Here is a 14,043-nt window from a genome sequence, read left to right on the forward strand (position 1 = left end):
CAACTCGAAGGGTTGTCCGGTTGATGACGGACCGTAGGCGACGACCTTGATCACGATGTGTCCGGGGATTGCCGGACTTACCCCCCGGCTGCTGGCAGGTACCGGTCTCCCCGCCATGGCAAGCACCCGTTCGTGTCTGGCTGGATTTGCCCTCCCGCTGGGAACCATCCCTCATGGTCGTTCGTGCCCCCCAGGGAGAAGCCCGGGGGGAACACCGGGCGAACCCTGGGGGAATAGGACCCATGTCCGACTTTTTGAAGCGAGTGGGCCAGGGCAGCCAGAGTGAGGGGTGAGGACTTCATGGGCAAGGATCGCGACATCCCGCAGCGCACCCCGGGCGGTGTCCCGCCGGCCGGGGTGCGGCCCCTGTGGGTCGAGGAGCCGGCCCGGCGGCGCCGGCTGCCGGATCCGGTGCGTACGGCGGCGGTTCGCGCCGTGATCATCCTGGCGGTGACGCTGGTGCAGGGCATGATCGCGCTGCTGTGCACGCTGGGCGGCTCATGGCTGGCCTTCCCCATGGTGCTGGGCACCGTGGCCGGCGTCATCGCGGCCACCTGGGGGGTTCTCGACGTCTGGGTGACGCGGCAGGTGTGGCGGCAGCGCCATGGTGTGGTCTCGGCGCCCAGCAGCTCCGCGCGCCGAGTGCGGGGCTCGCGGGCGCCGCGCCAGATGTCGGGCGTCTGAGCGACGCCCGACATCCGCGGAGCCCCCTCGGGCGCCTCCTAGCTCTGCTGCCCGGTGCGCTGGTCGCCGCTGCCGCCCTCCGGGCGGCGGAACATCCGGGTCGCGGTGATCTGGCCGTGCACCGGTTCGGCCTCGGGATCCTGCTGCGGCAGACCGGGCCGCAGATGCTCCTCGACGCTGATGTACTTCAGCCCCGCCCGCAGGTCGGCGTCGTTCCGCAACCGGATGACCAGCGGGAACTCCGCCAGCGCGGTGGTGTCGAACAGGCCGGTGGTGTACAGCAGCTGGACGCCCAGGGCATCGGCCACCGCCCGCTGGAGCTCCAGCAGGTAGGTCGCGTTGGCCCGGCCGATCGGGTTGTCGAGGAACAGCGTGCCCGCGTGCCGCTGCTTGTCCCGCCCCCGGTCGTTGCTGCGCAGCGCCGCCATCGTGCAGTACAGCGCGATGGCCGCGGTCAGCAGCTGGCCGCCGGAGAACACGTCGCCCATCTGGCCGACCGGCACCCGCTCGGCGCGCAGCACCGCGTCGGGCTTGAGGATCTCGACGGCGACGCCGCGCGGCTGGAGCGCGGCGTGCACCCCGCGCAGCAGCAGCGACATGCCGTCGCGGCGCAGGTCGGAGTTCTTCCGGACGGCCGAGCGGGTCGCCTCGTCGATGACCTCGCCGAGCCGCTCGGTCAGCGTCGCCTGGTCCGGGTCCTCGAAGCGGATGCGCAGGAACTCCTGCCCGGACCATTCGCCGAGTCCTTCCGGCAGCCTCGAGAGCCGTTGCGCGGAGCGGAGGGTGGCCAGGCAGGACTCGACCAGGCCGCGCAGCCGGTCGACGATGCTGTCGCGGTTGCGTTCCAGCTGCGCGAGTTCGTCGGTGAGGACGCGCAGCCGGGGGGCGAACGCCTCGGACCAGGCGGCGGCGTGGTCCGGCAGGGCCGCGGCGGGCAGCTCCCGGATCTGCTGACGGGCCGGGGTGCGCACCTGTTCGTAGCGGGTGGAGTTGGCGTGCCGGACGAGCACGTCACTCGCCTCCCGCACCGCCGCCTCGGCCGCCGACAGGTCGGCCGCGCAGCCGCGCAGCGAGCGCCGGGCCTCGGCGGCGGCCTGCCGGGCCTCGGCGAGCGAGCCGGTGTACCCGCCGGGCTGGTCCGCGGTGCCGTCGGCGGGCTGCTCGTCCGGCTGCCCGGGGTGGTCCCGGAGCAGGTCGCGGAGCATCGCCGCGATCTCCTCGAAGCCGCCCGCCGCGTCCTCTGCGGCGCGGTGGGCGCGCAGCAGCTCGGTGTGGGCGTCGCGCGCCGTCTCGGTCGCGTCGGTGCGGGCCGCGAGCTCGGCGTTGGCGGTGCGCAGCAGCTCCTTGGCCTGCTCGGCGTCGGCCGGCGCCTGGTCCTCGGGCAGCTCGGTGTGCGCGGTGCCGTCGGCGGGCGCCAGCCGCTCGGCCTCGCCGCGCAGCCGGCCGAGCTGTTCGCTGGCCGCGGAGGCGCGGGTCTCCAGCATCTGCACCAGCGACTCGGCGCGTGCGGCGGCGGCCTGGCGGGAGGGGCCGTCCGCGCCGTCGGTGCCTTCCAGCAGCTGGGCGGCGCGGGTACGGACCTTGTTGGTGAGCCGGTCCAGGGCGGCCAGGGCCGCGCTCTCGTCGCTCTCCGCCCGGGCCTGTTCGGCGCGCAGGTCGGCGCCGACGCCCACCTTCTCGTACACCTGGGAGGCGGCCCGGTATGCCTCGCGCAGGGCGGGCAGCGAGGCGCCGCGGGCGTCCTGTCCCCTGCCGGCCTCCTCGTCCAGGTCGTCGGGGACGCCGGCGATCTCGGCGCGCTCGGCGCGCAGCGCGCGGGCCGTGCGGTGGGCGTCGTCGGCGGCGCGCTGGGCGGCGCGCCGGTCCTCGTCGGCGGCGCGGGCGCGGTCCACGCAGGCGGCGGCGCGCTCCTCGGCCTCGGCGGCCTCGTCGGCGAGTTCCCGCAGCCGGGTCTGCCAGGCGGCGCGCTCGCGCAGCCGGAAGGCGAGACCGGCCAGCGCGTCGGCGGCCCGCCGGGCCCGCTGCGCCGCCTCCTGCCGCTCGTCGCGCACCCGGGCGGCTTCGCCGGCGGTCTCGTCCGCCTCGGCGCGGGCGGTCTGCGCCTCGGTGAGCCGGTGCCGTGCGTCGTCGGCGGCGGCGCGCGACTCCTGGGCGGCGGTGGCCAGTTCGGCGAGGCGGCCGGGCGGGCAGCCCTGCCGCCAGGCGGCCAGCCGGGCGGCCAGGGCCCGGTCCCCGGCCAGCCGCGCGGCCAGCGTGCGGATCTCGGTGTCCCGGGCGGCGGCACGCTCGCGCAGCGCCCGCCGTTCGTCGTCGGCGGCGCGCTCGTCGTGCATCGCCGGGTTCGGCGGCACCAGGAAGACCGCGCTGTCCTGCGTGCCGGGCGGCGGGGTGGGGGCGAGCAGCGCGGCCGCGGTGCCGACGGCGACGGCCGAGCGCGGCAGCAGTGAGGCGGCGCCGAGCACCTCGCGGGCCCGGGTGTGGGTGTCGGGGTCGGTGATCACCACACCGTCGACCAGCTCGGGACGGGCGGCCAGCACCGCGGCGTGGTCGGCCGGGTCCACCGCCTGGGCGAGATAGCGCCAGCCGGGCAGGGCGGGGATGCCGTGCTCGCCGAGGTACTCCACGGCGGCGAGCACGTCGGGGCTGGGCGGCAGCAGTCCGCCGTCGCCGAGCGCGCCGAGGATGCGGGAGTCGTCGGCGGCCGCGGTGCGCAGCTCGAAGAGCTGGCGCTCGGCGGCCGCGACGCTGTCGTCGAGCAGTTCGCGCAGCGCGTCGGCGCTGCGGTCCAGCTCCTCGGCGGTCAGCGGGCCGTCGCCGACCGGGCGCGGCCCGGACGACCCGGGTACGCCGTCGGAGCTCGCCCGCTCTGCGTCCGGCCGCCCGGCGGACGCGGCTCGGCGGGGCTCGCCGCCGGCGAGGTCGTCGCCGACCGGGCCGGTGCCGGGTGCGCCGGGGGTGCCGGCTGTACTGGGTGCGCTGGTTGCGCCGCGGGATCCGTCGTGGAGAGGCGCGTCCTCGGCTGCGTCGGGATCGTCGGTGCACGCCTCCCCCGGCGCGATCGGCTCCGCCCCGCCGCCGGAACCGTCCACGGCCGAAGCCTGGTCGCGGGTGGCGCCATGGGTCGCATCGCCGCCGGAGCCGTCCGCCGGGGCCGGAGCTCCGGTGGCGTCGTCGGCGGCCGCGCCGGTGCCGGCCGCGGGCTCGGCGCCGTCGATCCGCGTCGTCATCCGCCCGTCGGGCCGGGAGTCGGCGGGGATCGCGCGCCGGTCCCGGAGCTCGGCGGCCTCGTCCGAGGCAGCCCCGGACTCGTCCAGCCGGACGGTGATGCGGCCGTCAGGACGCGAGTCGGCCGGGACCGCGCGGCTGCCCCGGGGGCCCGCCGCTCCTTCCGCGGCACCCTCGGACTCGTCCACACGGACACTGATCCGCCCGTGCGGTCGGGAGTCGGCGGGCTGGGGGCGCCGGGTGCCGCGTGGGGCCGGGACCGCGGCGGCGGGGCGCTGGGGGAGGCCGAGCAGTTCGACCAGGCGCTGCTCGGCGCCGAGCGCCTCGGCCGCGCGGCGCTCGGCCTCGTACGCGGCCTGCGCGGCCTGCGCGGCGTCGGCGGCACGGGCCGCGGCCAGCTCGGCGCGGGAGTGCTCGGCGGCGGCATCCCGGGCCTGCTCGGTGGTGTGCCGGGCGAGCTCGCGGGCGCTGTCCCAGGCGGCGACGGCGGTCTTCTCCGCGTCGCTGGCGGCGAGCGCGGCGCGGGCCGGGTCGGCGTTCGGCGCGGAGTCGTCAAGCCAGCCGGCCCGCACCGCCTCGGCGGTCTCCTGCTCGACCTCGGCGAGTCGCTGGCGCAGGTGGTCCGCCTCGCTGCGGGCCCGCTGGGCCTCGGTGGCGGCCGCGGTGGCGTCCCGGTGCGCGGCCTCGCCGGCCTGCTGGAGGGCGGCGGAGCGCTCCTCCTCCTCGGCGGCGACCCGCTCCCCTTCGCCCGCGGCCGAGTGCAGCGCCCGGACGAGGTCGGCGGCGGCCTGGGCGCGGGCGGCGAGGGCGGGGGCCGCGTCCCGCTCGGCCTCGCGGATGGCGGCGGCGACGCGCGCGGAGCGGTCGGCGGCGGCGCGGTGCCGCAGCACCGTCTCGGCGGCCTGCCAGGCGGAGTGCAGGGTGCGTGCGTCGTTCAGTTCGCGGCGCTGCGCGGCGGCGCCCTTCTCGGCGGCGGTCAGGGCCAGCGAGGCGTGCCGGTAGGCGAGTTCCGCGGCGATCAGCGCGGCGCGGCCCCTGGCCTGCTCCGCGTCGGTGACGGCGTGCGCGGCGGAGGCGACGGCTCCGGCCAGTTCGGCGGCGCGGCCGCGCTCCTCGGCGCCGCGGGCGGACAGCCGGCGGGCCAGGGCGCGGGTGCGGCGTTCGGCGCCGGTGTGCACTCCCCTGGCCTGTTCGCGCCGCTGGGCGGCCTCGGAGATCCGGGTGAGCAGGTCCAGCGAGCCGGCGGTGAAGTCGCGCTCGGCGGTGAGCTCGGCGCGGCGGCCGAGCTTGTGTGCGAAGCCGTGCACCAGGTCGGCGAGGCCGTCGGTGTCGCGGGTGTCGGTGACGGCGCGCAGCAGCAGGTCGGTGAAGTCGGAGTCGTTCTTGACGGCGAAGAGGCCGGCGGCCTCGCCCTCGTCGGCGTTCATCTCGCGCTGGTAGCGGAAGAGTTCGGGGTCCAGGCCGAGCTCGCCGAGGTGTTCGTTCCACCGCTCGTGGATCTCGATCCAGACCACGTCCAGGTGCGGATAGGCCTTGCCCGCCTCGGTGATCGCGTCGCGGAAGCCCTTCATGGTGCGCCGCCGGCCCTGGGCGCCGGAGGCCCCTTCGGCCGTGCGGCGCACCGCGGTGGACTCGGCGACCGGCAGCGAGTCGAGGCTGAGGCCGGGGCCGGGCCGGAAGGAGTACCAGGCTTCGGCGAACTTCCGCGGGTCGCCTGAGACCTGGCGGCCGCGCCACTCGCTGACCTTGCCGACCACCACGGTCTCGCCGGTGACGGTGTGCTGCCATTCCAGGGCGACGTGGCCGCAGTCGTCGGCGAGCAGGAACTTCCGCAGCACGCCGGAGCTGGCGCCGCCGAGGGTGTTGCGGTGTCCGGGCAGCATCACCGAGAAGATCAGCTTGAGCAGGACGGACTTGCCGCCGCCGTTCTCCAGGAAGAGCACGCCGGCGGGGGCGGGGCGGCGGGGCGGGCCGACCGGCTCGTCCTCGAAGAACTCCGCCTGGGCGGGCGCCGGGCTGGGCACCGGCGCGCCGACTCCGCGCAGGTCGAGCACGGTGTCGGCGTAGCGCGCACCGGCAGGCCCGATGGAGTAGAGGCGGACCCGGGACAGCTCGTACATGGCGGCGGACTCTCGTTGTCGTGCGGAAGTGGGACGGGGTGGTGGTCAGCGGTGGCCGGGCCGGGCCCCGGAGAGCGTCCGGGGGGCCGTGACGGTGGCGGTGGCCCGCACGCCGCCGGTCAGGAGTGGAAGGGCAGTCCGGCGTCCGCCACCAGGTGGAGGTCGTCGGTGTCCTCGGCGGGCAGCAGGCTGGCGGTGCCGTCGGTGACCGGCACGATGCCCAGCTCCAGCAGCTCGGCCATGGCGGCGCTGCCCGCCATGTCACGGACCTGGAGCTGGTAGCGGGCGGTGGTGCGGTACGCGCCTCCGGCGTCGTCCCCGGTGCGTTGCAGGAAGCCGGAGTCGACGAGGAAGGCGACGGCCTTGCCGATGATGCCGGTGGTGGAGCCGGCGAGCCGCCGGGCGTCCTTGGTGGCACCGGTGGCGCTGCGCCGGGCGTAGACCCGCCAGGCCGCCTCCAGGCCGGGCGCGTCGGTGGCCGGGTCGGTGTTCGCGCCCTCCTCCTCGGCCCGCTCCTCCAGCCGGCGGCAGGCCTGGCGGACGAAGGAGTCGACGCCGTTGACCGTGATCCGGCCGATGTAGCCGTCGTCGGCGAGGTCCTCGGGGCGGGGGAAGGACATCGCGGCGATGGCCAGGTGGGCGAGGCCGTGCAGGAAGCGGTCGGCGGAGTCGGTGGCGGCGCGGCGCGCGTAGTCGCCCATCCGGACGGCGAAGACGGAGTCCTCGGCGGCGGTGACGGCCATGCCGGCGCGGGTGGAGACCTCCAGGACGACCAGGCCGAGGCCGGCGGCGATGGCGTCGGTGAGCCGGGCGAACGCCGGGTCGTCGCGGTGCCGGCGCAGCAGCTCGGCGTATTCGGCGTCGCGGGCGGGGACGAGCTTGGGCTGGAGCCCGAAGGCGACCAGGCGGGCCGCGTCGGCGGCGTCGCCGGGCGTGACATTGCCGCCGGACGCGGCGGGCGTCGGGGCCGGCGGGGCCGGGGGCTCGTCGACGTCGTACTCGGCGGTCACTGCTGTCGCTCCTTGGGTAGCGGGTTTCCGTTGCCGGGTGCGGGCCGCTGTGCCCGTGGCGGGCGGGGCAGCGGACCCACGCCCGGGCGCTGGCGGAGGTTCACTACGCCACCTCCGTGCGGTCGGCGGCCATGCCGGCCGCGTCCAGCAGCGCGGTTCCGACGATGAGGTCGGCGCCGCCGAACTCCGGGTCGTCCAACTCCGTCCCGTCGTCGACGGCGAACAGCAGCCGCTGCTCGCCCTGCCGGTAGGCGGTGCCGACCGGGGGGCTCGCGGCGTGCACCGCCAGCAGGGCGACGAGGTAGGGGAGCTCGGGGTCGGTTCGGCGGGCCTGGGCGAGCAGGCCGGAGAGCCGGCGCGGCGCGTCCGGCGGCAGGTCCAGCAGCTCCATGGCGGCGCCGAGCTGCTCCTCGCTGAACCGGCTGTCGTCCGGGGTGGCGATGAGGTCCGGCTCGGGCATCTCGGCGCCGAGGTGCTCCCGCTCCACGGGCGGGGTCAGCAGCATGTCCACCAGGTCCACCACGCGCACCGAGGCGGGGGTGCGCAGGCCGGTGCCGCGGGCGAAGAAGGCGTCGGTGACGCGGGTCGCCCGCTCCACGGGGAGCGGCAGGACGGGGGCGATCAGCTGTCCGTACAGGTCGAGCCCGGCGCTGGCGGCGGGGGCGGCGAATGCCTGCCGGTCCTGCTCCGCGCGGAAGAGCGGGCCGGCTTCGAGCAGCCGGGACTGCAGCTGGGTGTGGCGGCGGATGCAGTCCTTGACGATGTCGACCAGTTCGGCGGCGCGCCGCTTGTGCTCGGGGTCGCTGCCGGAGGCGGCCTCGTCGCGCACCTTGCGGATGTTGGTGAGGATGGCGTTCTCGTGGCGGTAGCGGTCGGCGACGTGGTCGAGCGCCTCGGCGATCATGTCGGGGACGCCGTGCAGCCAGTCGACGGCGCGGACGTTGCGCCGGGTGGCGTCCAGGGTGCGGCGCAGCGACTCGGAGTACTGCACCGTGCGGTACCGGGCCTGCTCGGCGGCGAGTTGGGCGTCGGCGAGGCGGCCGCGGCTGATCAGCACCTCCAGCTTCACCTCGGCGGCGATCTGGGCGCTGGTGACGTCGGTGTCCAGGGCGCCGACCAGGACGTTGACCGCCTCGTCGGTGGTGCGCAGATAGACGGTGCCGCCGGGGCCGGGCACCTCCTCGATCAGCTTGAAGTCGTAGTCGCGGCGGGTGTAGGTGCCGTCGGCGTCGAAGGTGCCGTAGACGGCGCGGAAGCCGCGGTCGACGCTGCCGACGTTGACCAGGTTCTCCAGGACCCAGCGGGCGACCCGCTCGTGCTCGGCGGCGGGGCGCCCCGGGGCCTGCGCGGCGACCCTGGGGAGGAGCCTTGCGACTATCTGCTCGTGGTCGGCGCCGGTGTCGAAGTCCATATGGAGGGTGACCAGGTCGATGGCGGCGAGGGCGACCTCGGCCATCGCGTAGATCCCGTACTCCCCGGCGAGGCTGGTCTTGCGCGCGTCGAGGTCGTGCAGCGGCGCGGTGCAGGCGAGCGCGCGCAACCGGCGCGCCAGGCCCTCGTCGGCGGCCGGGCCGGGGGCGGGGCGGGCCACCCCGCTGAGCTGGGGCGCGGCGGCCCCGGGTGGTACGGAATTCACGTCGCACAGATTAGGCGGTCGCACCGACAACGGACGAAACGGCGCGGGGCAGGCGCCCTGCCTCGGCCCCCGGCCCGACCTTGTCACGGCCCCCGGCTCGACCTGCCGCGGCCCGCCCGGCCTGACCTGGCCCGGGGCAGGCGGGGCGGGCCGGGCGCCGGAGCCGCGCCTGCCGCCGTGGCTCGGCCGGCGGGCGTCAGAAGGCGAAGGCCGCCATGATCACGATGTTGCAGCAGAGGAGCGCGGCCGCGGTGGGCAGTTGCGCCTTGATCGGCCCGTAGGTGTCCTTCAGCTCCAGCAGCGCGGCCGGGACGAGGTTGTAGTTGGCGGCCATCGGGGTGACCAGGGTGCCGCAGAAGCCGGCCAGCATGCCGACGGCGAGGACGGTGGCCGGGTCGCCGCCGGCCTGCTGGATCAGCACCGGCCAGCCCACGGCGGCGGTCATGACCGGGAAGGCGGCGAAGGCGTTCCCCATGATCATCGTGAACAGGGCCATGCCGACGCAGTAGACGACCACGGCGAGGTAGCGGGAGTCCTCCGGCAGCACCTCGGTGGTGAGCTTGCCGACCTCGGTGCCGACTCCGGCGACCGAGAAGATGCTGCCGAGGGTGGCGAGGGTCTGCGGCAGCAGCAGCGCCCAGCCCATGGACTCCAGCATGGACCGCCCGGCGTGCAGCGGGGCGCTGATCCGCTTCTCGCGCAGCATGACCATGCCGACGACCAGCGCGGTGACCGCGCCGATGCCCAGGCCCAGGATGGTCTCGCTGCCCTTCTGCAGGACCGGCTCGCCGCCGAGGGAGACCTTCTTGAGGCCGACGGCGCAGACCACGGCGACGACCGGGATGGTCAGCGCGGGCACGAAGATCCGGTTGCCGAGGCGGGCGGCGCTCGCGGCGCGTTCCTCGCGGCCGGTGGTGCGGGCCGCGCCGCGCCCGGTGCGGCCGAATCCGGCAAGGCAGGCCATGGCGAGGACGGCGGCGCCGAGCGGCTCGGCCGGGGCCTTCTTCTCCACGACCCAGGAGCTGTAGAGGAAGCCGGCGCCGATCAGGCCCCAGAAGGCGGCCGTGCCGAACCGCCTGGGGTTGGTCCGGTCGGTGGCCATCTGCGCGGCCATCACCAGGAAGATGGCGCCGACGAGCCAGAAGAACCACTCCGCCTTGATCACTTGACCGCCTCCGGGCTGTCCGGGGTGTGCGCGGCGGTGGCGCCGGCCTGGGCGGCGCCGAGTTCGCGCTCCAGCCACCGGTCCAGTCGCAGCAGCCGCCAGCCGTGTACGACGAGCGCGCAGACGGCGGTGGGGATGGCCCACAGCGCGAGGTGCAGGGGTTCGAGGTGGGTCTGGTAGGTGGTGTTGACGAAGCCGGTGATCAGCAGGATCGAGCCGACGGCGAGGAAGACGTCCTCGCCGAAGAAGAATCCGACGTTGTCGGCGCCGGCCGCGTGGGACCTTATCTTCTCGCGGGCCTTGTCCGGGAGCTTGCCCCAGCGGCGCTCCGCGGCGCCCTCGGCCATCGGGGCGACGAGCGGGCGCACCGTCTGGGCCGGGCCGCCGATGCTGACCAGGCCGACCGCGGAGGTGAGCTGCCGCAGCGCGAGATACAGCGCGAGGAAGCGGCCGGTGGTGAGCTTCGCGAAGCGGGTGACGAGCCCGCGGGCCTGCTCCTGGAGTCCGTAGCGCTCCAGCAGGCCGATGACGGGCAGGGTGATGGCGAAGACGGTCACCGCGCGGCTGGAGGCGAAGCCGTTGCCGAAGGCGGCGAGGATCTCACGCGGTGTCAGGCCGCCGAGCAGCCCGGTGGTGATGCCCGCCACCCCCACCACCAGCAGCGGGTTGCGTCTCGTGGCGAAGCCGACGACGACCACGAGCACGCCCAGGAGAACGATCATGGGTCCGCCTTCCGCGCAGGGAGCCCACGGGGCTGTGAGGAGTTGGACCGGAGGCTAGGGGATCGTTCAACGATCCGACAAGGGGTCGATTACTGATCCTTCACCCGCCGGGCAACTGCTCCTTCACCCGCCGGGGATCCGCTCGGCGTAGGCACCCGACAGCTGCCGCCGGGAATCCTCCAGGTAGGAGGCGAGCAGCCCTTCGGCCGCCACCGCCTCCCCGGCCTGCAACGCCTCCAGGATCTGCCGGTTGCGGGTCAGGTAAGGGGCGTGGAAGCGGCGTGGATCGTCCATCACGTGGAAGACCAGCCGCAGTTCGGCCAGCACGCCGCGCATCAGCTCGTCGGTGCGCGGGCTGCCGGCCAGGGCGACCACCGCCTGGTGGAAGCGGATGTTGGCGGTCGACAGCTCCTGCCACTCTCGCTCGCGCGCCGCCCGCTCCCCCGCGAGCACCGCCGCCTCGACCGCGTCCAGCGGGTAGGGCGGCTCTCCCAGGCCGCGCACCGCCGCGCACTCCACCAGCCGGCGCACCCGGTAGATGTCGATCAGGTCATCGACCGTCAGCACCCGTACGAAGACGCCGCGGTTGAGCTCGTGCACCAGCAGCCGCTCATGGGTGAGCAGCCGGAACGCCTCGCGCAGGGTGTTGCGGGAGACACCGAGAGCCCCCCGGATGCTGTCCTCGGAGAGCCGCGAGCCGGGCGGGAAGAACCCTTCGGCGATCCGGTCGCGCAGGATGTCCGCGACGCGCTCGGCGGTGCTGGTGCGCCCGAGCAGCGCCCGGTCCGTCTCCAGGTCCGGCAGCCCGGTCGCCTCGTCCAGACGCCGCTGGGTCCCGTTGGCCACGTGGGTCTCTCCTTCACCGGGCGCTGGTGACGCACCCCTTGTCGGATTGTTCAACAATCCCCTACGTTAGGTGCGGGCTGGTCGGCTCCGCCACACCTTCAGTGGAGAGCGTTACGGATACGGGGTCGGCCGGTCCACTGCTGCCCGCCGCGCCCGCCCCGCAGCCTGATACGCCACGGAACGGAAACGACCGCATGACCGACACCGCCACCGTGCCGGACCGGCCGATCGACCTCAACGCCGATCTCGGCGAGGGGTTCGGCCGGTGGCAGCTGACCGACGACGAGGCCCTGCTGTCGGTCGTCACCAGCGCCAACGTGGCCTGCGGCTTCCACGGCGGCGATCCCACGACGATGCGCCGGGTGTGCGAGCTGGCCGCCGAGCGGGGCGTGGCCATCGGCGCCCAGGTGTCCTACCGCGATCTGGCGGGCTTCGGACGGCGCGCCATGGACGTGCCACCGCGTGAGCTCACCGACGAGATCGCCTACCAGATCGGCGCGCTGGAGACCTTCGCCTGGGCCGCCGGCTCCCAGGTCAGCTACGTCAAGCCGCACGGCGCGCTCTACAACCGCTGCGTCCATGACGAGGGGCAGGCCGCCGCCGTGATCGAGGGCGTGACGCTGGCCGGCCGCAGCCCGCTGCCGGTACTCGGCCTCCCCGGCTCGCGACTGCACGAGGCGGCGCGTGACGCCGGACTGCCGCCGGTCGCCGAGGCGTTCGCCGACCGTGCCTACACCGCCGCCGGGACGCTCGTGCCGCGCGGCACCCCGGGAGCCGTGGTCAGCGACCCGGACACCGTGGTCGCGCGGTCCGTCTCCATCGCCCGCGACGCCACGGTGGTCTCCATCGACGGCCACCGGCTCGACGTCGCGGTCCGCTCGCTGTGCGTGCACGGCGACACGCCCGGCGCCGCCGCGCTGGCCCGCCGGATACGGACGGAACTGCACGGCGCCGGGGTGCGCCTGGCGGCGTTCACATGACCGCCGGCCCGGGCGCGGGCCCGGTCCGCGCCCTGCCCGTCGGCGACCGGGCGCTGCTGCTGGAGGTGGACTCGGCCCCGGAGGCGGAGGCCCTGCACGCCGAGATCCTGCGCCGGGTGGCGAGTGGGCAGCTGCCGCGGATCGGCGAGATCGTGCCCGCGGCCCGCACCGTCCTGCTGGACGGGCTGGAGGACCCCGCGCGGCTCGCCGCCGAACTGACCCGGCTCTCCGTCCCGCCGCTCACCACCGACCGGGCCGCCGCGATCGAGGTGCCGGTCCGCTACGACGGTCCGGACCTGGCCGATGTGGCCGCGCTGTGGGGAGTGAGCCCGGGCGAGGCCGCCGCGCTGCACGCGGCCACCGAATTCCGTGTCGCGTTCTGCGGTTTCGCCCCCGGCTTCGGCTATCTGACCGGCCTGCCGGACCATCTCCACGTGCCGCGCAGGCCCACCCCCAGGACCGCGGTGCCCGCCGGTTCGGTGGCGCTGGCCGGGCCGTACACCGGTGTCTACCCGCGCTCCTCCCCCGGCGGCTGGCAACTGATCGGCACCACGGACGCGGTGCTGTGGGACGCCGCCCGCGACCCGGCGGCACTCTTCGCCCCCGGTACCCGGGTGCGGTTCGTCCCCGCACCACCGAGACCGCGCGCACCGAAGGCGGCGTCCACGCCAGAGGCGGCGTCCGCCCCGGCGAAGCCGCCCGCCGCGCCGGAGCCGCCCGCACCGCTGGGGCCGCCCGCACCGCCGAAGCCTCGCGCGCCGGAGTCGGCGAGGTGACCGACAGCGCGTTCGCGGTGGTCCGGGCGGGTGCCCTGACCACCGTTCAGGACCTGGGCCGCCCCGGGCACGCCCGGCTCGGGGTGCCCCGCTCCGGGGCGCTCGACAGCCACTCCCACCGGCTCGCCAACCGCCTGGTCGGCAACCCGGCGTCGGCCGCGACGCTGGAGACCACGCTGACCGGCTGCGCGGTGCGGGTGCGCCGCGCCACCACGGTGGCCGTCACCGGAGCCGCCTGCCCGGTCACGGTCGACGGCCGGCCGGCGCCCTGGGGTGCGCCGCTGCGCGTCCCGGCCGGCGCGGTGCTGGAGGTGGCGGCGGCGGTCCACGGGGTGCGCTCCTACCTCGCGTTCGGCGGCGGGGTGGAGGCCGAGCCGGAGCTCGGCAGCCGCTCCACCGACATCCTCTCCGGTCTCGGCCCGGCCCCGCTCGCCGCCGGCCAGGTGCTGCGCCTCGGCGCGCCCTGCGGCCCGCCGGCGGCCGTGGACGGGGCGTGCCAGGCGCGCTTCGGCGCCGAGCTGGTGCTGCCCGTCGTGCTCGGGCCGCGCCACGACTGGTTCACCGCCGGGGCGCTGCGCACCCTGTTCACCGGCCGCTTCCGGGTCTCGGCCGCGAGCAACCGGATCGGGCTGCGCACCGAGGGGCCGGCTCTGGAGCGCGCCCGGGCCGGGGAGCTGCCCAGCGAGGGCATGGTGCTGGGCGCGGTGCAGGTCCCGCCGGACGGCCGCCCGGTGCTCTTCCTCGCCGATCACCCCACCACCGGGGGCTACCCCGTGGTGGGCGTGGTCCCCGAGGCGTATCTGGCAGCCGCGGCGCAGGCCGCACCCGGCACCCGGGTGCGCTTCGTCCCCCGGCCGCCACGGCCCCGGCACCGCTGAC

At 75.9% G+C, this 14,043-nt stretch carries 9 protein-coding genes and 1 pseudogene; 4 read left to right on the top strand and 6 right to left on the bottom strand.

Translation table 11 applies throughout. The features are described 5' to 3' along the window. Positions 1-300: 300 nt before the first annotated feature. Positions 301-793, top strand: a pseudogene (locus AC4BDD_RS03090) (hypothetical protein). On the opposite strand, the gene AC4BDD_RS03095 reads toward AC4BDD_RS03090, so the two are convergent. The 6 genes from AC4BDD_RS03095 to AC4BDD_RS03120 all read right to left on the bottom strand — a co-directional run bounded on the left by AC4BDD_RS03095 (position 723) and on the right by AC4BDD_RS03120 (position 11,408). Further along, entirely contained in the window at positions 723-6,029 is a 5,307-nt protein-coding gene (locus tag AC4BDD_RS03095; protein WP_490689413.1) for a hypothetical protein, read from the bottom strand. The pseudogene AC4BDD_RS03090 and the gene AC4BDD_RS03095 overlap by 71 nt on opposite strands. A gap of 119 nt (positions 6,030-6,148) precedes the next feature. Beyond that, positions 6,149-7,039, bottom strand: coding sequence for a hypothetical protein (locus AC4BDD_RS03100; protein ID WP_490689414.1), 891 nt, complete (start codon positions 7,037-7,039; stop codon positions 6,149-6,151). Between the two features lie 103 nt (positions 7,040-7,142). After that, the gene (locus tag AC4BDD_RS03105) at positions 7,143-8,675 is read right to left on the bottom strand and encodes a hypothetical protein (RefSeq protein ID WP_490689415.1); all 1,533 of its coding nucleotides are present in this window, start codon (positions 8,673-8,675) and stop codon (positions 7,143-7,145) included. A 196-nt stretch (positions 8,676-8,871) separates the two neighbouring features. Next, a complete protein-coding gene (locus tag AC4BDD_RS03110; RefSeq protein ID WP_490689416.1) occupies positions 8,872-9,840 on the bottom strand; it encodes a DUF979 domain-containing protein in 969 nt (322 codons plus the stop codon). Continuing rightward, the gene (locus tag AC4BDD_RS03115; RefSeq protein WP_490689417.1) at positions 9,837-10,562 is read right to left on the bottom strand and encodes a DUF969 domain-containing protein; all 726 of its coding nucleotides are present in this window, start codon (positions 10,560-10,562) and stop codon (positions 9,837-9,839) included. Before AC4BDD_RS03115 ends, AC4BDD_RS03110 begins: the two co-directional genes overlap by 4 nt. 123 nt (positions 10,563-10,685) lie before the next feature. Beyond that, the gene (locus AC4BDD_RS03120; RefSeq protein WP_490689418.1) at positions 10,686-11,408 is read right to left on the bottom strand and encodes a GntR family transcriptional regulator; all 723 of its coding nucleotides are present in this window, start codon (positions 11,406-11,408) and stop codon (positions 10,686-10,688) included. Positions 11,409-11,602: 194 nt separating this feature from the next. Here AC4BDD_RS03120 and AC4BDD_RS03125 point away from each other — a divergent pair, with 194 nt between their 5' ends. Genes AC4BDD_RS03125 through AC4BDD_RS03135 form a run of 3 tightly spaced genes read left to right on the top strand, consistent with a single transcriptional unit; the run spans position 11,603 to position 14,042 of the window. Continuing rightward, complete coding sequence (locus tag AC4BDD_RS03125) at positions 11,603-12,388, top strand: LamB/YcsF family protein (protein ID WP_490689419.1); 786 nt, start codon at positions 11,603-11,605, stop codon at positions 12,386-12,388. Then, entirely contained in the window at positions 12,385-13,164 is a 780-nt protein-coding gene (locus AC4BDD_RS03130) for a 5-oxoprolinase subunit B family protein (protein WP_490689420.1), read from the top strand. Before AC4BDD_RS03125 ends, AC4BDD_RS03130 begins: the two co-directional genes overlap by 4 nt. Then, positions 13,161-14,042 (top strand): 5-oxoprolinase subunit C family protein, encoded by an 882-nt coding sequence (locus tag AC4BDD_RS03135; RefSeq protein WP_490689421.1) that lies wholly within the window; start codon positions 13,161-13,163, stop codon positions 14,040-14,042. Before AC4BDD_RS03130 ends, AC4BDD_RS03135 begins: the two co-directional genes overlap by 4 nt. Position 14,043: the final 1 nt, after the last annotated feature.

This window comes from Streptomyces sp. JLBT605 (genome assembly GCF_058215555.1).

Coding starts and splice junctions, on each gene's coding strand:
- AC4BDD_RS03095 (WP_490689413.1), bottom strand. CDS start 6,029: ATGTACGAGCTGTCCCGGGTCCGCCTCTACTCCATCGGGCCTGCCGGT.
- AC4BDD_RS03115 (WP_490689417.1), bottom strand. CDS start 10,562: ATGATCGTTCTCCTGGGCGTGCTCGTGGTCGTCGTCGGCTTCGCCACG.
- AC4BDD_RS03125 (WP_490689419.1), top strand. CDS start 11,603: ATGACCGACACCGCCACCGTGCCGGACCGGCCGATCGACCTCAACGCC.
- AC4BDD_RS03130 (WP_490689420.1), top strand. CDS start 12,385: ATGACCGCCGGCCCGGGCGCGGGCCCGGTCCGCGCCCTGCCCGTCGGC.